General features: G+C 69.7%; 24 protein-coding genes and 3 pseudogenes. 21 read left to right on the forward strand and 6 right to left on the reverse strand.

Annotated elements, in window-relative coordinates:
• From HYV14_07290 to HYV14_07320, 7 genes are all read left to right on the forward strand, one after another.
• The coding region (locus tag HYV14_07290; protein ID MBI2385803.1) for a tetratricopeptide repeat protein at positions 1-708 on the forward strand (708 nt) is incomplete at its 5' end.
• A 204-nt stretch (positions 709-912) separates the two neighbouring features.
• The gene (locus HYV14_07295; protein MBI2385804.1) at positions 913-2,139 is read left to right on the forward strand and encodes a S8 family peptidase; all 1,227 of its coding nucleotides are present in this window, start codon (positions 913-915) and stop codon (positions 2,137-2,139) included.
• 73 nt (positions 2,140-2,212) lie between these two features.
• Complete coding sequence (locus tag HYV14_07300; protein MBI2385805.1) at positions 2,213-2,836, forward strand: thioredoxin domain-containing protein; 624 nt, start codon at positions 2,213-2,215, stop codon at positions 2,834-2,836.
• Positions 2,833-3,315, forward strand: coding sequence for a DoxX family membrane protein (locus HYV14_07305; GenBank protein ID MBI2385806.1), 483 nt, complete (start codon positions 2,833-2,835; stop codon positions 3,313-3,315). The genes HYV14_07300 and HYV14_07305 overlap by 4 nt, the downstream gene beginning before the upstream one ends.
• Complete coding sequence (locus HYV14_07310) at positions 3,302-3,703, forward strand: response regulator (GenBank protein MBI2385807.1); 402 nt, start codon at positions 3,302-3,304, stop codon at positions 3,701-3,703. Before HYV14_07305 ends, HYV14_07310 begins: the two co-directional genes overlap by 14 nt.
• 114 nt (positions 3,704-3,817) lie before the next feature.
• Entirely contained in the window at positions 3,818-4,786 is a 969-nt protein-coding gene (locus tag HYV14_07315; protein ID MBI2385808.1) for a diguanylate cyclase, read from the forward strand.
• Positions 4,787-4,813: 27 nt separating this feature from the next.
• Positions 4,814-5,212 (forward strand): hypothetical protein, encoded by a 399-nt coding sequence (locus tag HYV14_07320; protein MBI2385809.1) that lies wholly within the window; start codon positions 4,814-4,816, stop codon positions 5,210-5,212.
• A 5-nt stretch (positions 5,213-5,217) separates the two neighbouring features.
• Here HYV14_07320 and HYV14_07325 read toward each other — a convergent pair whose 3' ends face one another.
• On the reverse strand, positions 5,218-6,063 hold the full coding sequence (locus HYV14_07325) for a hypothetical protein (protein MBI2385810.1): 846 nt from the start codon (positions 6,061-6,063) through the stop codon (positions 5,218-5,220).
• 73 nt (positions 6,064-6,136) lie between these two features.
• Here HYV14_07325 and HYV14_07330 point away from each other — a divergent pair, with 73 nt between their 5' ends.
• Genes HYV14_07330 through HYV14_07350 form a run of 5 tightly spaced genes read left to right on the forward strand, consistent with a single transcriptional unit; the run spans position 6,137 to position 9,742 of the window.
• Positions 6,137-6,517, forward strand: coding sequence for a response regulator (locus tag HYV14_07330; protein MBI2385811.1), 381 nt, complete (start codon positions 6,137-6,139; stop codon positions 6,515-6,517).
• A gap of 1 nt (position 6,518) precedes the next feature.
• Positions 6,519-7,133 carry a 2,3-bisphosphoglycerate-dependent phosphoglycerate mutase gene (locus HYV14_07335; GenBank protein MBI2385812.1) on the forward strand — a complete coding sequence of 205 codons (615 nt, stop codon included), beginning with the start codon at positions 6,519-6,521 and terminating at the stop codon, positions 7,131-7,133.
• A 34-nt stretch (positions 7,134-7,167) separates the two neighbouring features.
• Complete coding sequence (locus HYV14_07340) at positions 7,168-7,716, forward strand: OmpA family protein (GenBank protein ID MBI2385813.1); 549 nt, start codon at positions 7,168-7,170, stop codon at positions 7,714-7,716.
• Positions 7,713-8,486, forward strand: a complete 774-nt coding sequence (locus HYV14_07345; protein MBI2385814.1) for a tetratricopeptide repeat protein — start codon at positions 7,713-7,715, stop codon at positions 8,484-8,486. The genes HYV14_07340 and HYV14_07345 overlap by 4 nt, the downstream gene beginning before the upstream one ends.
• On the forward strand, positions 8,483-9,742 hold the full coding sequence (locus HYV14_07350) for a PD40 domain-containing protein (GenBank protein ID MBI2385815.1): 1,260 nt from the start codon (positions 8,483-8,485) through the stop codon (positions 9,740-9,742). Before HYV14_07345 ends, HYV14_07350 begins: the two co-directional genes overlap by 4 nt.
• A 124-nt stretch (positions 9,743-9,866) precedes the next feature.
• Here HYV14_07350 and HYV14_07355 read toward each other — a convergent pair whose 3' ends face one another.
• Together HYV14_07355 and HYV14_07360 are read right to left on the reverse strand one after the other, a co-directional pair.
• Positions 9,867-11,057 carry an ATP-binding protein gene (locus tag HYV14_07355; protein ID MBI2385816.1) on the reverse strand — a complete coding sequence of 397 codons (1,191 nt, stop codon included), beginning with the start codon at positions 11,055-11,057 and terminating at the stop codon, positions 9,867-9,869.
• Positions 11,047-11,727 (reverse strand): response regulator transcription factor, encoded by a 681-nt coding sequence (locus HYV14_07360; protein MBI2385817.1) that lies wholly within the window; start codon positions 11,725-11,727, stop codon positions 11,047-11,049. The genes HYV14_07355 and HYV14_07360 overlap by 11 nt, the downstream gene beginning before the upstream one ends.
• Positions 11,728-11,835: 108 nt before the next feature.
• On the opposite strand from HYV14_07360, the pseudogene HYV14_07365 reads away from it, so the two are divergent.
• The 3 pseudogenes from HYV14_07365 to HYV14_07375 all read left to right on the forward strand — a co-directional run bounded on the left by HYV14_07365 (position 11,836) and on the right by HYV14_07375 (position 12,995).
• Positions 11,836-11,952, forward strand: a pseudogene (locus HYV14_07365) (prepilin-type N-terminal cleavage/methylation domain-containing protein).
• Between the two features lie 370 nt (positions 11,953-12,322).
• Positions 12,323-12,430, forward strand: a pseudogene (locus tag HYV14_07370) (prepilin-type N-terminal cleavage/methylation domain-containing protein).
• Between the two features lie 460 nt (positions 12,431-12,890).
• Positions 12,891-12,995: pseudogene (locus HYV14_07375) on the forward strand (prepilin-type N-terminal cleavage/methylation domain-containing protein).
• Between the two features lie 251 nt (positions 12,996-13,246).
• On the opposite strand, the gene HYV14_07380 reads toward HYV14_07375, so the two are convergent.
• On the reverse strand, positions 13,247-14,518 hold the full coding sequence (locus HYV14_07380) for a hypothetical protein (GenBank protein ID MBI2385818.1): 1,272 nt from the start codon (positions 14,516-14,518) through the stop codon (positions 13,247-13,249).
• A gap of 98 nt (positions 14,519-14,616) precedes the next feature.
• Between HYV14_07380 and HYV14_07385 the strand changes: the two genes are divergently transcribed.
• The 4 genes from HYV14_07385 (at position 14,617) to HYV14_07400 (ending at position 19,951) form a co-directional block, all read left to right on the forward strand.
• Entirely contained in the window at positions 14,617-17,526 is a 2,910-nt protein-coding gene (locus tag HYV14_07385) for a hypothetical protein (GenBank protein ID MBI2385819.1), read from the forward strand.
• A gap of 31 nt (positions 17,527-17,557) precedes the next feature.
• Entirely contained in the window at positions 17,558-17,932 is a 375-nt protein-coding gene (locus HYV14_07390; protein MBI2385820.1) for a response regulator, read from the forward strand.
• A gap of 45 nt (positions 17,933-17,977) precedes the next feature.
• A complete protein-coding gene (locus HYV14_07395; protein MBI2385821.1) occupies positions 17,978-19,171 on the forward strand; it encodes a saccharopine dehydrogenase NADP-binding domain-containing protein in 1,194 nt (397 codons plus the stop codon).
• A 69-nt stretch (positions 19,172-19,240) separates the two neighbouring features.
• The gene (locus HYV14_07400) at positions 19,241-19,951 is read left to right on the forward strand and encodes a hypothetical protein (GenBank protein MBI2385822.1); all 711 of its coding nucleotides are present in this window, start codon (positions 19,241-19,243) and stop codon (positions 19,949-19,951) included.
• Here HYV14_07400 and HYV14_07405 read toward each other — a convergent pair.
• The gene (locus HYV14_07405; protein MBI2385823.1) at positions 19,948-20,274 is read right to left on the reverse strand and encodes a phosphoribosylaminoimidazole carboxylase; all 327 of its coding nucleotides are present in this window, start codon (positions 20,272-20,274) and stop codon (positions 19,948-19,950) included. The two genes, HYV14_07400 and HYV14_07405, sit on opposite strands and share 4 nt — an antisense overlap.
• Positions 20,271-21,047: a hypothetical protein gene (locus tag HYV14_07410; GenBank protein ID MBI2385824.1), complete on the reverse strand. Its 777-nt coding sequence runs from the start codon at positions 21,045-21,047 to the stop codon at positions 20,271-20,273. The genes HYV14_07405 and HYV14_07410 overlap by 4 nt, the downstream gene beginning before the upstream one ends.
• A 275-nt stretch (positions 21,048-21,322) precedes the next feature.
• On the opposite strand from HYV14_07410, the gene HYV14_07415 reads away from it, so the two are divergent.
• Both HYV14_07415 and HYV14_07420 read left to right on the forward strand, forming a co-directional pair.
• On the forward strand, positions 21,323-21,901 hold the full coding sequence (locus HYV14_07415) for a peptidylprolyl isomerase (protein ID MBI2385825.1): 579 nt from the start codon (positions 21,323-21,325) through the stop codon (positions 21,899-21,901).
• Positions 21,902-21,970: 69 nt separating this feature from the next.
• Positions 21,971-23,392 carry an amino acid permease gene (locus tag HYV14_07420; GenBank protein ID MBI2385826.1) on the forward strand — a complete coding sequence of 474 codons (1,422 nt, stop codon included), beginning with the start codon at positions 21,971-21,973 and terminating at the stop codon, positions 23,390-23,392.
• Positions 23,393-23,422 lie beyond the last annotated feature (30 nt).

The following is a 23,422-nucleotide window of genomic DNA, read 5'->3' on the forward strand; positions in this document are numbered from 1 at the left end:
GGCCTATGGGCCGCGCGGCGGCGCGCCGCGCTGCGCGCCCCGGCCACGGCGGCCGCGGCCGCCGCGCTCCTGGCCTGCGCGGGGCTGACCGCGCGCGCTTCCTCTTATTGGAGCTCCACCGAGGCGCTGTGGCGCCGCGCGCTGGCCGTCGACCCGGCCTCGGTCATGGCGCGCGTGAACCTCTCCGCCTACTACCGGCGCGCGAACCTCGTCGACCAGGCGCTCCGCGAGGAGCGGGCCGCCGTCGCGCTCGACCCGACCTTGGCCGTCCAGCTCAACAACCTCGGCGCCGACGCGGTGGGACGCAAGGACTACGCCGAGGCCGAAAGGCTGCTCCGGGCTTCCGTCGCCGCCGACCCCGGCGTCGCGGCCGCGCATCTCAATCTCGCCTCCGCGCTGACCGGTCTCGGACGCCGGGGCGAGGCCCTGAAGCGGCTCGAGCAGGCCGCCCGCCTCGACTTCTCCGACTACAAGATCCTGAACAACCTGGGCGTGGCGCTGTCCGGGGCCGGGGAGCACGGGCGGGCCGAGGCGGCCCTGCGCCGGGCGACGGAGCTCGCGCCGACGTGGCCGATCGCGTTCTACAACCACGGCAACGCGCTGGCGGCCCTGGGGCGCGGGCGGGAGGCGGCCGACGCTTACACCGAGGCCGTCCGCCTGGACCCGGGCTTCGCGCTCGCGCGCCGCAAGCTCGAAGAGACGCGCTGAAGAGGCGTCATAGCTCGGCCGGGCGCGGCCTCGAGGCGGGCCTCCCCCGACGAGCCCCCGGGACTTATCCACAGGATATCCACCCTGTGGATAAGGTTACCCTAAAGACCTATATCAATATAGGACTTGCGGCCTAGAAATATGTTATATGGTTTTTGGTCGGGCGCCGCGAGGGGTCGCGGCGAGAACGTTACGGAGGTGTATATGGTTCGAGGCTTCAAACTGGCGGGACTCCTGGTCCTGTCGCTCCTGGGTCTTTCCTCATCCGCGTTCGCGGGCGAGCGCCGCATCGTCGTCTTCCAGCCGGGCACGAGCCCGGCTCAGCGCGTGGCGCTGGCCAAGGCCGCCGGCGGCACGGTCGTGCGCGAGCTGCGGCTGATCAACGCCGTCGTCATCGAGCACCCGACGCAGGTGAGCATCGCGGAGAGCAAGCTGCGCGCGCTGGCGGAGGTCAAGCGCGTGGACTTGGACCCGAGGATCGACTGGCTCAAGATGGCCGACGCCCGCGGCGTCGACTTCGCCGTCCCGAGCGCGGCCGGCATCCTCAAGGGCATCGAGGGGCTCAAGGCCGTGAAGCAGCAGGCCGAGGAGCCGGCGCCGACCGCTCCCGGCGCGCAGGAGACGCCGTGGGGCATCGCCCGCGTCAAGGCGCCCGCCGCCTGGGGCACGACCCGGGGCAAGGGCGTCAAGGTGGTCGTCATCGACACCGGCGTCGACATGACGCACCCGGAGCTCTCGGGCATCCTCAAGGGCGGCTGGAACGCGATCTCGACCGCGGCGACCTTCAACGACGACAACGGCCACGGCTCGCACGTCTCCGGCACGATCGCCGCGAAGGACGACTCGGCGGGCGTCGTCGGCGTGGCGCCGCAGGTCGACCTGTACGGCGTGAAGGTCCTCGATGAGAACGGCTCCGGGACCTTCGACGACGTCATCGCCGGCATGCTGTGGGCCGTCGAGAACAAGATGGAGGTCGCCAACATGAGTCTCGGGGCGAACTCGGGCAACCAGGCCCTCGCCGACGCCGTCGAGGCGATGCGCAAGGGCGGCGTGATCCTGATCGCGGCGGCCGGCAACTCCGGGGGCTCGGTGGGTTATCCCGCCGCGTATCCGGGCGCGATCGCGGTCGCGGCCTCGGACTCGAAGGACAAGCTCGCCTCGTTCTCGAGCCGCGGCCCATCGGTCGCGGTCATCGCCCCCGGCGTCAACGTCAAGTCCACGTACATGGGCGGGGACTACGACACGCTGTCGGGCACCTCGATGGCCACGCCGCACGTGGCCGGCCTGACGGCGCTGTACGTCGCGACCCACAAGGGAGCGACGCCGGAGCAGGCGCGCGCGGCCCTGGCGGCCGCGTCGGTCAAGCTTCCGGGAGTGCCGGACATCGGCCAGGGCGCCGGCTTGCCCACGGCCGACAAGCTCGTCCGCTGATCGTCCGTTCCGAGAAAGCCCCCTTCGCCCTCGCGGCGAAGGGGGCTTTTAATTTCCTATGATGCCTCCAGCCATGGACCGATTGACCCGCCGGATCGCCGCCGCCGCGCTCGTGCTCGCCGCCAGCGCGGGCTCCTTCTTCGTCGCGCGCGGGCGCGTCAAGCCCTACTCGCCCGCCGCGCCCGACTACCGCACCCTCGGCCCCGCCGGCGCGAAGGTGACCATCGTCGAGTTCTCCGACTTCGAGTGCCCGGCCTGCCGCGTCGCCGAGCCGCCGATGCGCGGCCTCCTGAAGCTCTACGACGGCAAGGTCCGCCTCGTCTTCAAGCATTTCCCGCTCGAGCGCATGCACAAGTTCGCCCGCCCCGCGGCGATCGCCTCCGAGTGCGCCGGCCGGCAGGGCAAGTTCTGGGAGTTCCACCACGACCTGTACGACCGCCAGTCGGAATGGCCGGCCGAGAAGTTCGAGGAGCGCATGGCCGCCTACGCGAAGAACGCGAAGCTCGACCTGGCCGCCTGGAGCGCCTGCCGCCGGGATCCCTCGGTCGACGCCGCCGTGAGCGCGGACGCCAAGGACGGCGACAACGCCTGGGTCGGCTCGACGCCGACCTTCTTCATCAACGGCAAGCGGTTCGTCGGCGCGCGGCAGCTCGCCGAGATGGGGACGCCCTGGGTCGAGAAGGAGCTGAAGAAATGAGCGTGAATATCCCCCCCGCCCTGGGCCTCGCCGCGCGCGTGATCGTCGGCGCGGTCCTCGTCTACGCCGGCGCCGCCAAGGCGGCCGGCCCGGCCGAGGAGTTCGCGGTCGTGATCGGCTCCTACGACGTGCTCCCCCGGGACATGGTCCTCACCGCCGCGACCTTCCTGCCCTGGGTCGAGATCGTCGTCGGCTGGTCCCTGATCCTCGGCCTGAGGCTCCGCGCCGCCGCCGCCGCCGCCGGCGCCCTGTTCGCGGCCTTCCTGTTCGCGCTCCTGACGGTGAAGGCGAAAGGCATCGAGCTCCCCAACTGCGGCTGCTTCGGCGACGGGGTCCACCTGACCTTGACCCAAGGCTTGATCTTCGACACGGCGCTGGCCGGCCTGTGCTGGCTCGCGTGGAGCGCCGGTCCCTCGCGCCTGAGCCTGGACAGCTGGGCGGAAGGCGGCTATACTGGACGCGATCATGACAAACGCTAAGAAGCGCGTCCTCGCCGTCGACGACGACGCCTCCATCTGCGAGTTCTACGACCAGGCCCTGCGCCTCGGCGGCTTCGACGTGGAGTGCGCGCCCAGCGCGGCCAAGGCCCGCGAGGCCCTGACCAAGCGCCGCCCCGACCTCATCCTCATGGACATCATGATGCCCGACCAGGACGGCATCAGCTTCACGCGCGAGCTGCGCGCCGACGCCAAGACCTCGGACATACCGATCATCGTTGTCTCGGGCCTCGCCGACGCCGGCACCCTCAACGACGCCCTCCTGTTCGGCGCGGTGGACTACCTGGTCAAGCCCGTCGAGATCGACGCGCTCAAGGCCAAGATCGAGCGCACCTTCGCCGCCCTCGAGCGCCGCAAGAAGACCCCCTAGACGGCGGGCCTTTTTTATTGGTAACTGTTGTTATTATGCCTGGGCCCTTTGACCCCCCGCCCGTCGGGACCTACGCCCCTGTCGACGGTCCGGTAATCCGGCTAAATTAGCGATATGCCTCCCAATCACCAGCGGACCCGCGGGCCGCTGATCGCGCTCTCGACCGACTTCATCCGCGTCAAGGAGTACTTCGAGGCCATCGTGGCCTCCTCCGGCGACCTCATCTGCACGACGGACATCACCGGCCGGATCATCTACTTCTCGCCGGGCGCCGAGGCGATGCTCGGCCTCACCGCGGAGCAGGCCGCGGGCCGCCCCGCCCACGACTTCTACACCGACGGCCGCGCCGGCGCGGAGAACCTCATGAAGCTCCTGCGCGCCAGCCCCGACGGGCGCCTGCACAACCACGAGATGCGCGTGAAGGCCTCGGGCGACCGGATCCTCCACGTCAGCATGTCCCTCTCCTTCCTGAAGGACGCCCGCGGCCGGGTGATCGGCACGCTCGGCATCGCCAAGGACATCAGCGACCGCGTCGAGCTCGAGCGCCGGCTGCGCGAGATGACCCGCACCGACGACCTGACCGGGCTCTACAACCAGCGCCACTTCCACGACCGCCTGCGCGAGGAGGCCGCCCGCTCCCGCCGCCAGGGAGACCCGCTCGCGATGGTCGTCTTCGACCTCGACGGCTTCAAGCAGGTCAACGACAAGCGCGGCCACCTCGAGGGCGACCGCATCCTCCAGGCCTTCGCGGGCGCCGTGACGGAGAGCGTGCGCCGCGAGGTGGACCTCTGCTTCCGCTACGGCGGCGACGAGTTCGTCCTCCTCCTCCCGGGCACGACCGCCCTCAAGGGCGCGCGCGTCGCGCGCCGCATCGTCAAGACCGCGGAGCCGCTGGCCAAGGAGGGCGTCACCGCGAGCTGGGGCGTGGCCCAGCTCCCCCCCTCGGGCGACGCCTCCGAGTTCGTCCGCGCGGCCGACTCCGCGATGTACAAGATGAAGGCCGGCAAGTCCGGCGTCCGCCGCCGCGGCACCGACCTCGCCCGCGCCTACTCCGCCGAAGGCCGCGGCTCGCGCCGCGTCTGACGCCGCGATAAAGTCTATAATGCGCGCATGCGCGACTTTCGCCGGAAGCTCCTCCCCTTTTTCCTGCTCTTCCTCGCCGCCTTCACCGCGTTCAAAGCGCTCTCGATCCTGCTGTGGAGGGAGCAGACGACCGCGCAGGTGGTGAACTTCGACCTCCAGCGATACCGGACGAGCTGGGGCCCCGGGATCAACGGCCCCTGGATCACGTTCACCTATTCGGCCGGCGGCAAGACCTTCACCGACACGGCGCTCACCGTCTCGCGGTTCAAGACCGGCCCCATCACGCTGGACTACTGCCGCTGGAAGCCCGACTGGAACAGCCCCTCCGGGGAGGAGTGGTTCGATCTGTTCGGGGTCGCCTGCCTGCTCCTCGCCGCGCTCGTGACCTGGCCTTCGCCGCGTCCGTACCCGAAGCTCGAAGGATAGCCGGGCTAGCGCGCCGCCGGGCTCAGCAGGATGCGCCGGGGCTTCGAGAACGGGTGATGGAAGCCGAGCAGGTCCACCAGCCCGTAGCGGAGCCAGTAGCGGCCGGACTTGACCTCCATCGTCAGCAGGTCCTTGCGCAGGTCGATGTCGGCCATGAACGGGTACTCCTTGTCGAAAAGGATCCCGCCGAACGAGGGGCTCGAGGAGACCTGGACGTGGTAGGAGCCCAGTTCCTCCGGGTCGACCACGACGCTGTCCGGCACCGCGTCGTCGAGCGCCGCGGTCCGCTGCGGCGGGAACGCCGCCGGCTCGGCCGAGACGTCGATCTCGGAGTCCGCGTCGGCGGCCGCGGCGTCGCCCAGAGGCTGGTCGCCGATGCGCAGCGGCGTCAGCACCTTCTTGAGCGGAGCGGGCGAGGCGTAGCGCTGAGGCCGCTCCGTCGGCAGGGGCGTGAGCTCGTCGGGCCGCCGGACCTCGGGCTCGCCCTGGACGCCGCCCGCGCCCGGGCGCGGCCCGGCCGGGCCGGGCGGCCGCCCGGCGGACGCCTCCTGGCCCAGGGCCTCGCCGCCGGCGGGCCCGGCCGGTGATTCGGGCGCGCGCGGCGGGGGCGGCGCCGCCTTCATCTTGTCGCGGGACGCGTCCGCGGCGGGGGCGCGGGGGACGGCGACGGGCTCGACGGGAGGGTCACGGCCCTCGACGGGCGGCAGCGGCGACTTGCGTCCGACGAGCGCCACGGGGGGCTCCGACAAGCCGCCCCGCTCCTCGGAGACGATCACCGCCTTCGTCCGGCCGCACCCGGCGGCGAGACAGACCACGGCCATGAGGGCGCCGGCTCGGCCCGCGCGTGTCACTTCCTTAGTGTAGCCCCGGAACGGCCGGCGTCAAGACTCGTCTGCGCCCCGAAAATCCGCTATCATGAGGTCCATGGCCCGGGTCCTCATCATCGACGACGACTTCGAGATCGTCTCCATCCTGACCGAGATCCTCAAGCACGAGGGCCACGAGGTCTCCTCCGCCGGGGAGCCCGTCGAGGGCATGCAGATGGCCCGCAAGGTCAAGCCCGACCTGATCATCCTCGACTACCACATGCCGGGCAACACAGGCTCCCACCTTTTCGAGTCCTTCCGCCGCAACAACGCCACGAAGAGCACCCCGATCCTCTTCATGAGCGGTGAGGCCGACCCCGAGCACATCATGAGCGAGGTGTCGGACTCCGCCGGGGCCCGCTTCCTGCCGAAGCCGGTCAGGCTCGAGGAATTCCGCCGCACGATCCGCGAGATGCTCGCGGGACCTAAGGAGGCCTGACATGGGCAAACTCGTTCTCGTCCGCCACGGACAGTCTCAGTGGAACCTGGAGAACCGCTTCACCGGCTGGGTGGACGTTCCGATCACCGCGCTCGGGGAGAACGAGGCGCGCCGCGCCGGCCAGGAGCTCAAGGGCATCAAGTTCGACGTCGCCTTCACCTCGGAGCTCAAGCGCGCCCAGCAGACCTTGGGCATCATCTTGGAGGAGATCGGCCAGCAGGACCTCCCGGTCAAGAAGGACAAGGCGCTCAACGAGCGGCATTACGGCGACCTCCAGGGCCTCGACAAGGCCGAGACGGCGAAGAAGTACGGCGACGCGCAGGTCCACATCTGGCGGCGGTCGTTCGACGTGCAGCCGCCGAACGGCGAGAGCCTCAAGGACACGGCCGCGCGGACCTTGCCCTACTTCGACGCCCACATCCTCCCCGAGGTGAAGGCCGGCAAGAACGTCCTGGTCTCGGCGCACGGGAACTCCCTGCGCGCCATCCTGATGGAGCTCGAGAAGCTGACGCCCGAGCAGATCATGCAGGTCAACATCGGCACCTGCCTGCCCATCTACTACGACATCGGCCCCAAGGGCGAGGTGCTCAAGAAGACCGCCTCGACCGCGTCCTGAGCGAGCCCCATTTCGTTTGTTGTATGATAGGCCCATGAAGAAACTACTCTCTTTCGCGCTCGCCGCGGCCTTCCTCGCCGCGTGCACCTCCCCCGCCAAGAAGACGGCCGCGGGCAAGAACGGGAAGGCCGGCGCCGCCGCCGCCGGCGAAAGCACCGAGGCCGCCCCTCTTCCGCCGGGCGCCGAGGTCGTCGAGGCCAGCCTGCGCGGCTCCGGCTTCGAGGCCGACGCGGACATCAAGACCGTCCGCTTCGACTACGACAGCGCCCAGCTCTCGGGAGAGACGCTCGACATCCTCAAGGCCAACGCCGCCGTCATGAAGGAGCGCAAGGGGACCGAGTTCCTCGTCGCCGGGCACTGCGACGACCGCGGCACCGTGGCCTATAACCTGGCCCTCGGCCAGAAGCGCGCCAAGGAGGTCCGGGACTACTACATCCGCCTCGGCGTCGACGGCCGCAAGATCGCGACGATCTCCTTCGGCAAGGAGCAGGGCGAATGCTCCGAGCAGACCGAGGAGTGCTGGTCGAAGAACCGCCGCGCCGTCACCGGCGTGCGCGCCAAGGCCGGCGCGTCGGCGCAGTGAACGCGGGCCGTTCCGCCGTCCTCGCGGCGGCCGCGCTGATGCTGTCCTCCTGCATCGCCACGCAGAAGGACGTGCTCGACCTCTCCCAGCAGTCCGACGAGCTCAAGGAGCAGGTCGAGGAGCTCAAGAAGACCGTCGGCTCCCTGCAGGCCAACCAGGCCGACCTGTCCGTCTCGATCAAGCAGCTGCGCGAGGAGCTGACCGCCTACACCGAGACCGTGAAGGCGTCGCAGGGCGACATGAGCAAGCTCTCGGTCAAGCTCGACGACCTCGGCGCGCAGCTCTCGGGCAAGGTGGCCGCGCTCGGCCAGACCATCACCCAAGCGCAGACCAAGGGGCTCGAGGACCAGAAGGCGGCGCTCGCCGAGGCCAAGCGGGAGAGCGGCGCGACCGACGTGTTCTACACCGCCGAGAAGCGCCTCCAGGCCAAGGACTACGGGCAGGCCGCGAAGGGCTTCGAGGCGTACCTGCGCGATTTCCCGAAGGGCGAGCTCCTCGACGTCGCGACCTACGACCTGGGCCTGGCCTACTACGGCCTTAAGCAGTGGGAAAAGGCCGGACGCCAGTTCGCCATCGTCCTGGATAAATACCCGAAGAGCGGCCAGACCCCGGGAGCGCGCCTGCACTACGCGCTGTCTTTGATCAACCTGAAGAAGGCCGGCGACGAGGCCCGCGCCTATCTCGAGAGCGTGCAGGCCGACTTCCCGAAGAGTCCCGAGGCCAAGGAAGCCGCCGCCGTGCTCAAGCGCCTGGCCAAGCCCAAGAAATGACCTCCCGCGCGCTGCTCGCCGTCCTGCTGCTCGCCGCCTCCGCCTCGGCCCAGACCGAGGTCAAGCTCGCCCTGACGGGCACGGCCGGCCAGCCGAACCCCGGGCTGGCCCTGCCCCCGTTCGAGGCCGAGGACCCCAAGGTCGCCGCCGACGCGCTGCTCGCCAAGGAGCTGCGCGAGGTCGTGCGCCAGGACCTGATGCTCTCCCGCCGCTTCGAGGTGACCGACGAGGACGTCGCCGCGGAGCCCGTGAAAGGCGCGACCTGGCGCCTGACCGCCAAGGCGTCGAAGAGCGCCGACAAGGTCTCCGTCCGCGTGAAGCTCGCCAACGCCGAGGGCGGCGAGACGGTGTTCGAGCGCTACTACCGCCAGGACGCGGCCTGGATGCGCGCGCTGGCCCACCGCATCGCCGACGACATCGTCAAGGCCGCGACGGGGCGCGACGGGATCGCGCGCACGCGCATCGCCTTCGCCAACAACAAGTCCGGCCACAAGGAGATCTGGGTCATGGACTACGACGGCGACTCGGTCAAGCGCCTGACCGACAACCGCTCGATCTCGCTGCTGCCGCGCTTCTCCCCCGACGGGCGCCGCCTGGCCTACACCAGCTACAAGGACGGCAACCCGGACCTCTGGTTCCTCGACCTCGAGACCGGCCACTCTAAGGTCTTCTCCAGCGAGCAGGGCCTCAACATCGCCGGCGGGTTCTCGCCCGACGGGACGAAGATCCTGATGACGCTGTCGAAAGGCAAGAGCCCCAACCTCTATTTAAAGGAGGTCGCGGGCGGGGCGGCCGAACGGCTGACCTCGCACTTCGGCGCCGACAGCACGCCGACCTTCTCCCCCGACGCGCGGCAGGTGGCGTTCATCTCCGACCGCTCCGGCAACCCTCAGATACACGTCCTCGACATCCCGACGAAGAAAGTCACGCGCCTGACGAGCCTCAACTGGTGCGACGCCCCGGCCTGGTCCCCGACGGGCGAGTGGATCGCCTTCGCGGGCCGCGCCCACAACAAGGACAAGATGGACATCTTCCTCGTGGACATCACCGGCGGGCAGCTGCGCCAGCTCACTCACGGGGAGGGCTCCAACGAGGACCCGGCCTGGTCGCCAGACGGCCGCTTCCTGGCGTTCTCCTCGACGCGGGGCAAGCGCGCGCAGGTCTGGGTGATGGACGCCGACGGCTCCGCGCCCCGTCTGATGGCCGACGTGCCGGGCTCCAGCGTCACGCCCCACTGGTCCCCCGTCGGCCGATAACGGCGACGGCGATTCACCACAAAGACACAAAGAACGGCAACGGATAAAGAGTTAACGGCAACGCCTATGCCGTTACCATTCTTCCCGTTGCCGTTCTTTGTGTCTTTGTGGTGAAAATCCCGTTTTAGGCGGCGGGAAGGACCAACGTGAAGGTCGCGCCGCGGCCGGCGCCGGCGCTGTCGACCTCGACCGTGCCGCCGTGCTTCTGCGCGATGCGCAGCGCGGCCGACAGGCCGAGGCCGGACCCGTCCTTCTTCGTCGTGAAGAAGGGCTGGAAGATCTTCTCGAGGTCGCCGCGCTCCACGCCCGCGCCGTCGTCTTCGACGCTCAGCCGGTGGCGGCCGCCGAGGGTCCGGGCCGATACCCGGACGCGCCCGTTGCGCGAGGAGGCTTCGACGGCGTTCTGCAGGAGCGCGTGCAGCGCCTCCTGGACGAGCGACTCGTCGCCCCGCGTCTTCATCGGCCGCTCGAGCCCCGAGGTCTCGAGCTTGAGCCGGCGGTCGGCGGCCTGAGGACCGATCAACTTCAGGGCCCGCTCCACGGGCACGCGCAGGTCGAGGGACTCGATGTCCATCTCCTCGATGCGCCCGAGGTCGAGCAGGTTCTTGAGGATCTCCTTGCAGCGCTGGACCTCCTCGGCGATCTGGGCCAGCTCCTTGAGCGTCTTCGGGTCGTCCCCGTGGCGGTGCGCGGCCACCTCGGCGTTGACGGCGATGGTGGTCAGCGGCCCCTTGATGCGGTGCGCGACCTCGGCGGCGACGCGCCCGAGCGTCGCCAGGCGCTCGACTTGGATCAGGCGCTCGTCGTAGCGCCGCTTGTCCTCCTCCTGCGCCACCTGGGAGTCGCGGGCGAGGATGGCCAGGACCGCCGCGGAGACCACCAGGAAGAGGGCCCGCAGCCAGAACACGGGGCTTTGGGGGACCCAGGCGCCGGGCTGCCACCAGTGGATGAAGTACAGGGCGATGGTCACCGCCGCCACGACGAGGCTTTGGCGCGCGCTCCGCGTCAGCGCCGAGCCGAAGACGATCAAGGTGTAGATGAGGAACAGCTCCGTGCGCGGCTGGATCCACCTCAGGATCACGGTCGCGAGCACGGCGTCCGAGAGGAAAAGACCGGCCTGGAACCAGCCGCGCGCGAGCGTCGAGTCCGGGACGACGCGGATCAAGGTCATCGAGGACGCGAGATAGGCGAGCAGGACGAACAGCCGGGACACCCAGCCCTCGTGCCCGGGCCCCTGATAAAGGAAGAGCAGGAGGACGACCGACATCAGGAGACCCTGGAAGGCGAAGTAGACGGCCCGGCGTTCAGGGCGCAAGGCGATAGCCGACTTTGGGGACGGTTTGAAGGAGCGACTCCCGCTTGCCGAGCTTCTTGCGCAGGTTCTTGATGTGCGTGTCGAGGCTGCGGGTCTCGACGGCCTCACCGTACGCGGAGGTGTTCTCGATGAGGAACTGGCGCGAGAGAACCTTGCCCGCGTGGCAGAGAAGGAGGAAAAGCACCTCGAACTCGCGGGCCTGGAGCTTGAGCGGCTTGCCGTCGATCTCGGCGAGGCGGGACTCGGCGTCCATGCGCAGGCCGCCGGCCGCCGCCGAGCGGCCGGAGACGGGTCCCGGACCCGCGCGCCGGAGCACCGCCTGGACGCGGGCGAGGAGCTCCATCGCGCCGAACGGCTTGACGACGTAGTCGTCGGCGCCGAGGTTCAGGGCCAGGACCTTGTCGCCCTCGCTCGACATGCCGGTCAGCATGATGACGGGGATCGAACTCGTCGCGGCGTTGGACTTCAAGGACTTGAGCACCACGCGCCCGTCGCCTCCCGGCAGGCGAACGTCGAGCAGGATCAGGTCGGGCTTGGAGTCGATGGCCTCGCCCAGGGCCTTCCCCGGCTCGGAGACCCAGCGCGTGGTGAAGCCGGAGGCCATGGAGAAGGTCTTCTCGATGGCTTCGACGATCTTGGGGTCATCCTCGATGACCAAGACGCGGGGCATGCGCCATCATAGCGAATTCACATTTCAACCACAATTCGCACAGGCGCCCCGCCGGGCGAACTGCTACTCTCGGGACAGCGGTTCGGTCGTTTTCCGCGGGAGAAAAGAATGAAACTCAAAACGTGGCGCGCGCTGAAGCGGCCCCAGGCCGGCTTCACGCTCATCGAGCTGCTCGTCGTCGTCCTCATCATCGGCATCCTGGCCGCGATCGCCGTTCCCCAGTACTTCAAGGTCGTCGAGAAGGGCCGCTTCTCCGAGGCGACGTCCTGCTTCTCCACGCTCAAGGGCGCCCAGGAGCGCGCAAGGCCTTCGCGGCCCCGGCCCTGACCGGCGGCGCGACGTACTCGGCGACCTTGCTGCGCAGCCCCGCGGCCCCGGCCCCGTACGGCGCCTACACCGTGACCTACGTCGGACCCGCCGGCACGCTGAGCTGCAGCCAGACGAACTGCACCACGGACCTGCTGCCCTAACGGCCCGGTCGAGAAAACCCCCCCGGGGCGGCTCGCGCCGCTCCGGGGGTTTTTTTTGCGGTTTCGCGTCGAAATTGTGTTAGACTCCGGCTTGTAGGATATGTCGTCTAGGGGGAGCTATGAGGATGGACATCCACCTTGGAAAACGCGCCCGCTCCGGCTTCACGCTCATCGAGCTGCTCGTCGTCGTCCTCATCATCGGCATCCTGGCCGCGATCGCGGTCCCCCAGTACTTCAAGGTCGTCGAGAAGGGCCGCTTCGCCGAGGCCACCTCCTGCTTCTCCACGCTCAAGGGCGCGCAGGAGCGCTACTACCTGAAGAACAACTCCTACGCGGGCACCCTCGCCGCCCTCGACACCGCCTGCGCCGCGGGCAAGAACTTCGCGGTCCCGGCCCTGACCGGCGGCGCGACCTACTCGGCGACCTTGCTGCGCAGCCCCGCGGCGCCGGCCCCGTACGGCGCCTACACCGTGACCTTCGTCGGGCCGTCCGGCGTGATGACCTGCAGCCAGACCGACTGCGCCACGGACCTCCTGCCTTAAAGCTCCCCCGCTCCCCGGGAGCCGAGGCGAGACTCGGATATGCATTCCGCCAGCGGCATATGAGAATATTTACTTAACAGCCGGCGCGAATTTGTGTATCATGTCGCGCGCTTCTGCTAAAATATTTCATCTGACGCACCGGGAGAGAACAATGAAACGGAACATCAAGCGGTCCACGGCGGGCTTCACCCTCATCGAGCTGCTCGTCGTCGTCCTCATCATCGGCATCCTGGCCGCGATCGCCGTTCCCCAGTACTTCAAGGTCGTCGAGAAGGGCCGCTTCTCCGAGGCGACGTCCTGCTTCTCCACGCTCAAGGGCGCCCAGGAGCGCCGCCACGTACTCGGCGACCTTGCTGCGCAGCCCCGCGGCCCCGGCCCCGTACGGCGCCTACACCGTGACCTACGTCGGACCCGCCGGCACGCTGAGCTGCAGCCAGACGAACTGCACCACGGACCTGCTGCCTTAATAGAGCGCGTTCGAGACGGGAGAAAAGCCGCGCGGGTCGCCTACCGCGCGGCTTCTTCTTTGAGCAGGGCCTCGCGGAGCTGGCCGCGGGCGGGAGCGAAGCCGGGGTCGAGGGCGACCGCGCGGCTCCAGAAGGTCACGGGGCCGCTCCAATGCCGGACCTCGCGCCTCGAGCCCGCGATCAAGGCCAGCCCCAGCGCGCAGGCGACGGCCAGCGCGCGGCCGCCGCGGACCGCGGACCCGGCGAGCACGAAGAAGGCGATGCAGCCCAGGTAGCCGTAGGCCAGGTAGACGTAGACCATCCCGTCCTGCGCGCCGAGCGCCGGCGGCAGCACCGCCGCCGCGTAGAAGACCCCCGCGAGCGGCAGCGCGGGCCGGCGGCGGCGCTGGAGCCACAGGGCGGCCGCGGCGGCGGCGGTCAGGCCGAGGACGGCCCAGGCGGGCGGCCACGGCCGGCTCCAGCCGCCCTGAAGGCCGTAGACCGCGAGATAGTCCCGAGGCCACAGCAAGGCCCGGGGATACAGCCAGAGGGCGCGCGCGGCCGCGACCGGGGCGAAGGACGGCTCGTAGAGCTCGCGGCTCTTGGCCAGCTGCGTGATCGAGGCCGCCGCCACGGCGAGGAGGACGAACGGGACCTTCTCGGCCCATACGCCGACGCGCGCGCGGTCGAACATATCCCCGGGCCTCGCCCGCAGCCGCCCGAGCGGCCAATAATCCAGCGCGACGAGCACGAGAGGAAGGCTGAGGCTCCGCCAGCGGAAGAGCAAGGAGACCGCGTAAAGGCCGAACACGGCCGCGAGGCGGGCTCGGCCGGTCCCGCCCAGATAGACGGTCACGGCGATCAGGAAGCACGCGGTCGAGAGCATGTCCGGGAGCTCGATGGCCCAGGCGACCGTGTTGACCTGGATGGGATGCACGCAGAACAAGAGGGCCGCGGCGAACGCCGGGACGTCCGGCTTCGGGTCCCCCGCCGCGCGGAACAGGCGCCGGGAGGCCGCGAACAGCGCGACGCCGGCGAGCCAGTGCGCGGCGATGTTCGCCGCGTGAAAGGCCGCCGGGTCGAGCCCGGCGAGGGAGAACACCGAGGCGAACGCCGCCCAGCCCAGCGGCATGTAGGTGGTCAGGTGGGTGGAGAGGAACATCCAGCGCAGGCGCGCGGCGTCGAGGCCGCGGATGCCGGCGTTCTCGACGATCAGCGCGAAGTCGTCGAAGACGAAGCCGTGCCCGAGGATGGGCCAGAACGCCGCGAGGACCGCCAGGAGGAGCACCGCCGCGACCGAGACGTCGAGGAGCCGGCCGCGCGGGAGCTTCATGCGAAAAAATCTACCATTTCGCGGCTAGGCCCATTGTCCCGATAATAAAGGGACCAAGGACCCTTCATGCCCGGCGCGCGCTTTCGTAATATCGGGGCATGAGCCAACTCCCTCTTCGCCGAGCCGTCGCCGCCGCCCTCTCCCTTTCCCTCGTCTCCACCTGCCCCGGGCTGGCCCCTTACGCCGCCGCGCAGTCCATCCGCACCGCGCCCGCCGCGACCGCGACGAGCGCCGCCCCGGCGATGTCCCCCGTCTCCGCCCTCGGCGGAGCCTCGTTCTCGGTTCCTTCCTTAATGCCCTCCGCGCTGGGCCTCACCGCGAGCCTCGGGGCCCCCGCCGCCGCCCCCGCTCCCGCCGTCCTCGCGCCCGCGGCCGCCGCCAAGGCCCTCGCGGTCCCCTCCGCCCTGACCGCCGCGGCCGCTCCCGTCGCGGCGCCCGCGGTCACGCGTCCCGCCGCCCTCGCCAGGACCGTCTCCGCCGCCGCGAAGGAGACCGTGACCGCGCTCGAGGAGGCCGGCCCGATCGCGAACGCCTCCCCCGCCTCCGCCAGCGGCGTCGGCCAAAAGCTCGAGGACATCCTGACGGGCGCGCCGGCCCTGCGCCGCGGCTCGGACGTCTCCGCCCCCGCCGTCGGCGAGCGCGTGGGCCTCGGCGACTCGGGCCTGCTCGCGCGTCCCGCGGGCGACTCGATCCGCGCCGCCGTCGCCGCGTCCGTCCAGGAGTCCGACATCCCGACGCCGCCCGCGGGCAAGGCTCCCGCCCCGCGCGCGCCCAAGGGCCCGTTCTGGCCGCGCCTGCTCTCCGCCGGTCTCGCGCTCGCCCCCGCCGTCTTCCTCGGCCTGCCCCTGCTCGCCGCGTCGGCCTACCTCGTCGGCGGCCTCGTGATCGCGACGAGCGTGGCACTCGCCGTCATGCCTTTCTTGAGCGAGGCCTCTCCGAAGGCCCTGCGCGCCGCGCCCGGCCTGGCGCTCTCCGCCCTCGGCGTCGCCTCCGCCGGCGTGGCTCTCTCCTTGTCTTTCGGCCTCGGCGTAGCCGTCGCCCCCGCCTTGATCTGGACCGGCGCGCTCGCGATCATAGGCGGCTGGGGCCTGACCCGCTACGGCCTCGGCAAGACCGAGGGCCGCTACGGCTCCTACGGCTCGGTCGAGACGCTCTCCGCCTTCTTCGGCGGCCTCGCCGCGATGACGGGCGTAGCGCTCGCCGCGTCCACCCCGCTCGGCTGGACCGCGACCGCCGTCCTCTGGGTCTCCTACCCGCTGGCGACCTTGCTCTGGTTCCACCTGCCGGGCTGGGTGGGCAAGGGCATGACCGCCGCCGTCGAAGGCCTGTGGCACGGCATCCTCGGCATGACGCGCGTGCTCACCGCGATCCACCGCGACACCGTCCTCTTCGACCGCCTGTCGAAGTTCAGCGAGCGGCATTGGAACGCGTCCAAGTGGAATGGAGTCTGGCTCGCCGTGATGTGGACGCCGATCATGCTCGCCGAGGCCGTGATGTACGCGCTGTCCGGCGTCGCCGGCCTGGCGGTCGGCCTGGTCGCCGCGCCCGTCAATTTCCTGTGGGGCGCCTCCGCGAAGCTGCGGCCCGGCTCCAAGACGAACGTCTACTTCGCGGAGTCAGCCCGCCTCGTCTTCGACAACGTGCAGAACGGCAAGGTCGCGCGCTTCAACCCGCTCGAGGCCAAGCTGATCCCGCTCGCCAACTCGCCCAAGTTCTTCGTGAGCGCCGCCGGCTCGCTGGGCATCCGCGCGCTGCAGTTGGGCTGGCTCGTCTACGCCGCGGTCGCGACCCCGCTCCTCTCCGTCGCGGGCTTGATCCTCGCCTTCGGCCGCGCCGGGACCTACGACGAGAAGCGCCACGACCGCCGCTCGCTGCGCGTCGACAAGGACGACTCGCCCTCGGAGAAGCCGACCGAGCCCACGGACCCCGAGCCAGGGAACCCGTCGAAGGCGACGATCGTCCCCAAGCTGATCGCCGTCGCCCTCGCCCTCGTCCCGGCGTACTTCTTCGGCCTGCCGGTCCTCGCGGGCGCGTCCTTCATCCAGATCCCGCTGTACTTCGCGCTCGTCCTGCCGCTGGCCGCGATGCCCTTCCTCGGCAAGGCCCCGCTGTGGGCCAAGTCCTTCGCGGGCCGCGCCCTGTTCTACAACGGCCTCGTCCTGCTGCTCAACGGCTCGGCGATCTGGGTCGGACTGATCGCTTTGCTCGGCGGCTGGGGCTTCGACCGCTGGGTGAAGAAGACCCAGGAGAAGGGCGGAACCTTCGACGAGGCCGAGATCGGCGCGTTCTTCGGCGTGCTCGGCTCCGCGGCCGCCGTCGGCGCGGCCTGGGCCGGCTTCCTCGGCGGCTGGATCGGCTGGGGCACGCTCGCCCTCGCCGCGGCCACGAGCCCTTTCCTCCTGATGCACCTGCCGTCGTGGGTCTGGGAAGGCCTGCGCGGCGCGGTCAAGTCCGTCTGGCGCTCGATGGAGGCCTTCCACGACGTCCTCGGCTTCTGGCACGAGGACACCCGCTTCCGCTCCAACCTCAAGCGCCACGCCCGCCATTGGCTCGGCAAGACCTACTGGAACGGCGTGTGGCTCTCCGCGATCTGGGTGCCGACCGGCCTGGTCCAGGCGGCCGAGTTCATCCTCTCCGTCGCCCTCGGCGCCGTCGCCGGCCTGCTCCGCGCGCCGTTCGCCTTCGCGGCGGCCGCGTTCCGCGACGCCAAATCCGGCTCCAAGGCCGCGCTGTTCGCCACAGGCCTCGTCGACGCCTGGCGGGATTCATCCGACGGCAATAAGCGGCTCTTCGACCGCCTCGTCTCGGGCCTGACGCCCGCGATGGACGAGGCGACCGCGGAGACCGGCCGGCCCACGGCGAAGGCCGCGGGCGCGTTCCTGCTCGCGCGCTTCGTCCAGCTCGCCTGGCTCATCGGCGCCGTCGCGATGAACCTGTCGGGCATCGCCTTCCTGATCGGCCTGTACCGCGGCGTCCGCGCCGCGCTCGCGCCGCCCGAATCCCGCTGACTCATTCCTCGGATTTAGCTACACTGTCGCCATGCCGCGCATACTCAGCGTCGAGGACGACGTCGACCTTCAGCAGGTCATCACTTATGCCCTGGCGAAAAAAGGGTGGGACGTCGTTTACGCCTATGACGGCGCGGACGGCCTCGCGCAGGCCCGGAAGTTCAAGCCCGACCTTATCCTCCTCGACATGATGCTCCCGGGCCTCAACGGCCTCGAGGTCATCAAGGCGCTCAAGGAGAACGAGGCGACCCGCGCGATACCCGTCGTCGTCATGACGGCCTACCCCTCCGACGCCCAATTCCTGAAGAGCGCCGTCATCGCGATGGGCGCCGTCGAATACCTCGCCAAGCCCGTCCACATCGAGGAGCTCGTCAAGACGATCGAGCGCCTGATCCCGCAGAACTAGGCGCGCCGGATGCGGACAGGCGCGGGCGAGTGCTAAAATAGCCGCATGAGATTCCTGATCCTCGGCTCCGGCTTCCAGGGGCGCGCCTGCGCCTACGACATGCTCCGCAACCCCGCGGTCACGGAGGTCGCGCTGTGCGACATGTCCGCGGCCAACCTCGCCTCGGCGAAGGATTTCCTCGCGAAAGTGTCCGGCGGCCGCGCCAAGTTCAAGCGCCTCGACGCCGGAGACCCGGCCGCGGTCAAGAAGGCGCTCAAGGGCTACAGCGCCCTCGTGTCCTGCGTCCCCTATTTCCTGAACCTTCCCCTCGCCAAGGCCGCGATCGCCGCGCGCGTCCATTACGTCGACCTCGGCGGCAACACCGACATAGTCAAGAAAGAGATCGCCCTGCACCCTCTCGCCGTGAAGGCGGGCGTCTGCGTCCTGCCCGACAACGGGCTGGGACCGGGCATGATCTCGACTCTCGCCGTTCACGCGATGTCGATGCTCGACCGCGCCGACGAGGTCCTCATTCGCGACGGCGGCCTGCCGCAGAAGCCCGTGCCGCCGATGAACTACATGCTGACGTTCTCGGAGCACGGCCTCATCAACGAGTACGTCGCCCCGGCCACGGCCCTGCGCGACGGCAAGCTCGTGAAGCTCCCCGGGCTCTCGGAGACCGAGATCATCGACCTGCCCGCCCCGCTCGGGCGCTGCGAGGCCGCGCACGCGGCCGGCGGCCTCTCCACCATGGCCGAGACCTACGCCGGCAAGGTCAAGACGATGGACAACAAGCTCATCCGCTATCCGGGCCATATCGCGGTGATCAACGCGATGGCCGCCATGGGCTTTTTCGATGATGCCCCGATGGAAGTGCGCAAGGGCGTCAAGGTCGCCCCGCGCGAGATCGCCGCCAAGCTCTTCCGCCGCCACTTCCACCGCCCGGGCGACGAGGACATGGTCGTCATCAACAACATCGTGCGCGGCGTGAAGGACGGGCGGCCCGCCGAGATCGTGCACCGCCTCGTGGACCGCGGCGACAAGGCCAACGGCATGACCGCGATGATGCGCACCACGGGCTGGCCCGCCTCGATCGTCGCGCAGATGGCCGCCGACGGGCGCGGGCGCATCAAGCCCGGCGCCTATCCCGTCGAGCTCGGCGTTCCCGCCGAGTCCTTCATCGACGAGGCCCGCAAGCGCGGCTTCGACCTGACCTGGAAGTTCCGCTGGCTCGACGCTCCCGCCGCCGTCGCCGCTTAACCGGGAGTTTCCGCCGATTTAGGGTTTGTTTGGGTGAAGGCCGGGGCTCTCCCCGGCTACACTCTGGGCATGAAGGCCGCTTTCACCGCCGTCCTCGCCGCGACCCTGGCCGTCCCGGCTTCGGCTCAGTCCGAGGCCGGCCGCCCCGTCTACCGGCTCGCGGAGAGCGTCTCCGACGGGGTCTACGGCCTGATGCGCGGGCACCTGTTCTCCGCCCTTCTCCCCCGCCGGCTCGTCGGGCGCATGGCCAAGGCCCCGGACCGCGACTCCTACGGCGTCTTCCGCGCCCGGCTCGCCAAGACCCACGCCCGCGCCGCGCGGCGCGCGATGGAGGCGCGGCCGACCGGGTCGGCCGCCACGCCCTCCGCCCAGGCGCAGTGGCGGGACCTCGTCCGCGACGAGGAGCAGGACGCGGTCGCCGACGCCTTCGCCTCGACCTTGGTCGACCGCTATCAGCTGGAGCGCTTCGGCGAGGATTCCGGCGCCTACGCGCTCGATCCGGGGAACTGGGAGCCGGGGTTCCTGGCCTCGGCCTCCGTCCTCGGCGGCGCCTACCTGTGGGCGGCGGGCGTGGACGCCGACTGGGACGCGGGACACGTGCGCGTCGGCGTGCGCCTGGCGCCGGGCTGGCGCTGGCGGATGGCCGCCGAGGGCGGCGGGCGGCGGCTGGCCGGACTCGAGCTCTCGCGGCGCGGCTCGCCGCTGAGCCTGCGGGCGGAGTGGGGCGCGTCCGGGCCGGCGGCGGAAAAGACGAGCCTGGTCTGGGAACGCCGGTTCTAGCGCCCCGGCAGCTTGAGCCCCGACAGCGCGAGGATCAGCCCGCCGACGACGGTGCCGGTGACCGGGAAGGGCACGCCCGCCGCCAGCGCGCCGAGGAAGGCCTTGCCGTGCGCGCGGCGCGCGTCGTCTCCCCCGAGGCGGGTCTGGACCTTCCAGACGACGGCGTAGGTCACGGCGAACGCCGCGACGCTCATCACCGCCGTGGACAGGGGACCCAGCTGCCATTCGAGGCCGAAGCAGAGCCAGTCCACGGACAGGATCGCCGCGCCGCTGGCGCGCTGGAAGAACGCCTTCCGGGGAGGCTCGAAGGACGGTTCGTTCACTCGGCGGGGGTCCGGGGCTTCGGAGCCTCGACTTCGAGGCGCTCCTTCTCGTGGGCGAGCTGGTTGAGAGCCTCCCTCGCCGCCTCGCGCAGCTCCTCGTTCTGCTTGACGACGCGCTCGAGCGCGCGCGCGAGGTTGTCCATCACCGAGTTCACCGCCTTCACCGAGCGGGCGACCTCGGGATCGATGTCGTCCTCGAAGCGGATGCCCCAGCCGCCGTTGGCCAGCTTCTCCAGGGCCAGGCGCATCTCCAGCTTCCGGATGCGCTCGTCCCGGTCGCGCGCGCGCGCGGCCGTCACCGCGCTGAAGAAGGCCGTCGCCTGGAACAAGGCGAAGCGGAGGAGGAGGTTCGTCGCCGGGAGGTCCGCGGCGACCTTGCCCTCGGACCAGAGGCCGGCGTAGATCAAGGACGCGACGGCGGCGATGAGGAAGCTGTGCCAGACCTTCGTCATCAAGGCCGACATGAACAGGATCAGGAAGAACATGAGGTACAACTCGGAGTCGAAGCCTTCGCTGAAGTACATGACGCCGGCCACGGCCCCGATGTCCCACAGGAAGGCGGCCGCCTGGGCGAACGGGGCGCCCAGGGCGCGCTTCGACGCTTTCCACAATCCCAGGCTCGTCAGCAGATAGGCGGCGGCGAGGACGAAGGGGGCCGGCTCGAAGACGTGCGCCTGGTGCCGGCTATGGACCAGCATCAGGACCATGGAGAGGAAGAGGACGCCGCGGAAGGCGAGGACGGTCGCGCGGTCGTCAAGGGCGAGTCCCTTCACGTCTGAAGGATAACAGCGCCGGGGCGTGAAGTAAAGACCCACGGCCCCTCTGTTAACCGTCTGTTTTCCGCTTGTTTTTCATCGGCAAATCGGGCTTGTCTGGAAATGACGCCGGACAATCTGTTAGACTCGGCCCCATGGACAAGAACCAGCGCTTCGCGCTCCCGATACTCTCCCTGCTGACCGCCCTCTCCCTCGCCGCCTGCGACAAGAAGACCGAAGGCACCGAGGCCTCCGCCCCGGCCTCCGCTCCCGCCGCCGCCCCGGCCCAGACCATGCCGGTCGCCGCCGCGAACCCCGCCTTGCTCTCGCCCGAGAAGGCGACCGAGAAGGCCCCGGAGAAGTTCAAGGTCAAGATCGTCACCACGAAGGGCGATATGGTCATCGAGGTCAACCGCGCCTGGTCGCCCAACGGGGCGGACCGGTTCTACAACCTCGTCAAGATCGGCTACTACGACGACACCGCCTTCTTCCGCATCGTCAACGGCTTCATGGCGCAGATCGGCATCCACGGCGACCCGGCGGTCAACGCGAAGTGGCGCCCCTCGACGATCGCGGACGACCCCTCCGCCGGGCAGTCCAACAAGCCCGGCTACGTGACGTTCGCCAAGACCGGGATGCCGAACAGCCGCACCACCCAGTTCTTCTTCAACTTCGGCGACAACGCCTTCCTCGACGGACAGGGCTTCACGCCGTTCGGCAAGGTCGTCGACGGCAGCCCCGTCCTGGGCGCGCTGAACCTCGAGTACGGCGAGGCCCCCGACCAGGGCGCCATCCAGAGCCAGGGCAACGCCTATCTCAAGGCGAACTTCCCCCGCCTCGACTACATCAAGACCGCCCGCATCATCCCCTAACAAGCGTCCAAAAAGGACGGACCAGGCCCCGCCGGGAGAGATCCCGGCGGGGCCTTCTCATCTGCTAAAATGACGAGAGTGACAAGCCAACACGACCAGGACGCGAAGGACCTCCGGAAGATGGGCTACGCGCAGGAGCTCCTGCGCGACATGGGCGGCTTCTCCAATTTCGCCATCAGCTTCTCGGTCATCTCGATCCTGACCGGGGCGACCCAGCTCTTCGGCTACGGCCTCCAGCACGGCGGCCCGCTGCAGATGAGCGCCGGCTGGCTGATCGTCTCCTTCTTCACGATGACGGTAGCCCTATCGATGGCCGAGCTAGCCTCGGCCTATCCGACCGCCGGCGCGCTGTACCACTGGTCGAGCTTCCTCGGCGGCCGCGCGCTGGGCTGGTTCACGGCCTGCTTCAACACGATGGGGCAGTTCGCGATCCTCGCGGGCATCGACTGGGGGCTGGCCAACTTCGTGATCGGCCTCCTGGGCTGGACCGCGCGGCCGTCGACGACCGTCGCGGTGTACGCGGCGCTCCTCTTCTCCCACGCCCTTCTCAATCACCTGGGCATCAAGGTCGTCGCCTGGCTCAACGATTTCTCGGCCTTGTATCACATCGCGGTCGTCTTCCTGATCCTGATCGTGCTCGGGCTCAAGGGTTTCGCGCAGCCCGTCGGCTTCCTCTTCCAGTTCAGCGCGACCGACGGCTTCAAGCCGTCCTACAGCTTCATCGTCGGCCTTCTGCTGGCGCAGTGGACCTTGACCGGCTACGACGCCTCGGCGCACGTGACCGAGGAGACGCACGACCCCCGGCGCAACGCCCCTTGGGGCATCTTCATCGCGGTCGCGGTCTCCATCGTCTTCGGCTTCCTGATGCTCGCCGCGATCACGCTCTCGATCCCGGACCTGGCCCAGGCGACGGCGTTCGGGGACAACGCGCTCATCGAGGTGATGAAGCTGCGGCTCGGTCCCGCGATGGGCTCCCTGCTCGTGTGGCTCGTCTGCGGCGCGATGTGGCTGTGCGGCCTGGGCGCCATGACCTCGGCCTCGCGCATGGTCTTCGCCTTCTCGCGCGACGGCGGCCTGCCGGGCCACGCGCTCTGGGCCCAGGTGCACAAGAAGTACCACACGCCGGTCAACGCGATCTGGGGACTGTTCGCCTGCGCGATGCTGATCGCCCTCTCGGTCAAGGCCTACAGCGCGGTGCTCTCGATCGCCGTGCTCTCGCTGTACCTCTCCTACGGCCTGCCCGTCGCGGCCCGCCTGTACGCGCGCGCGACGGGTCGCGGCGGGGAGATAGGCCCGTGGCACCTCGGCCGCTTCAGCACCGCGATCGCCGTCGTCGCTTTGCTCTGGATCGCCTTCATCACCGTCGTGTTCGTCCTACCCCCCAACGAGGGCGCCGGCAAGGCGATGTCCGGCCTGCTCGTCGTTCTTCTCGCCATCTGGTTCTTCTGGTCCCGGGCCCGCTTCCAGGGCCCAAAATACCACGCCGATTAGGAGACAGCCCATGAAAACCGCGGTCAAGAC

It is taken from the genome of Elusimicrobiota bacterium (assembly GCA_016182905.1).
Lineage (GTDB): Bacteria > Elusimicrobiota > Elusimicrobia > UBA1565 > UBA9628 > GWA2-66-18.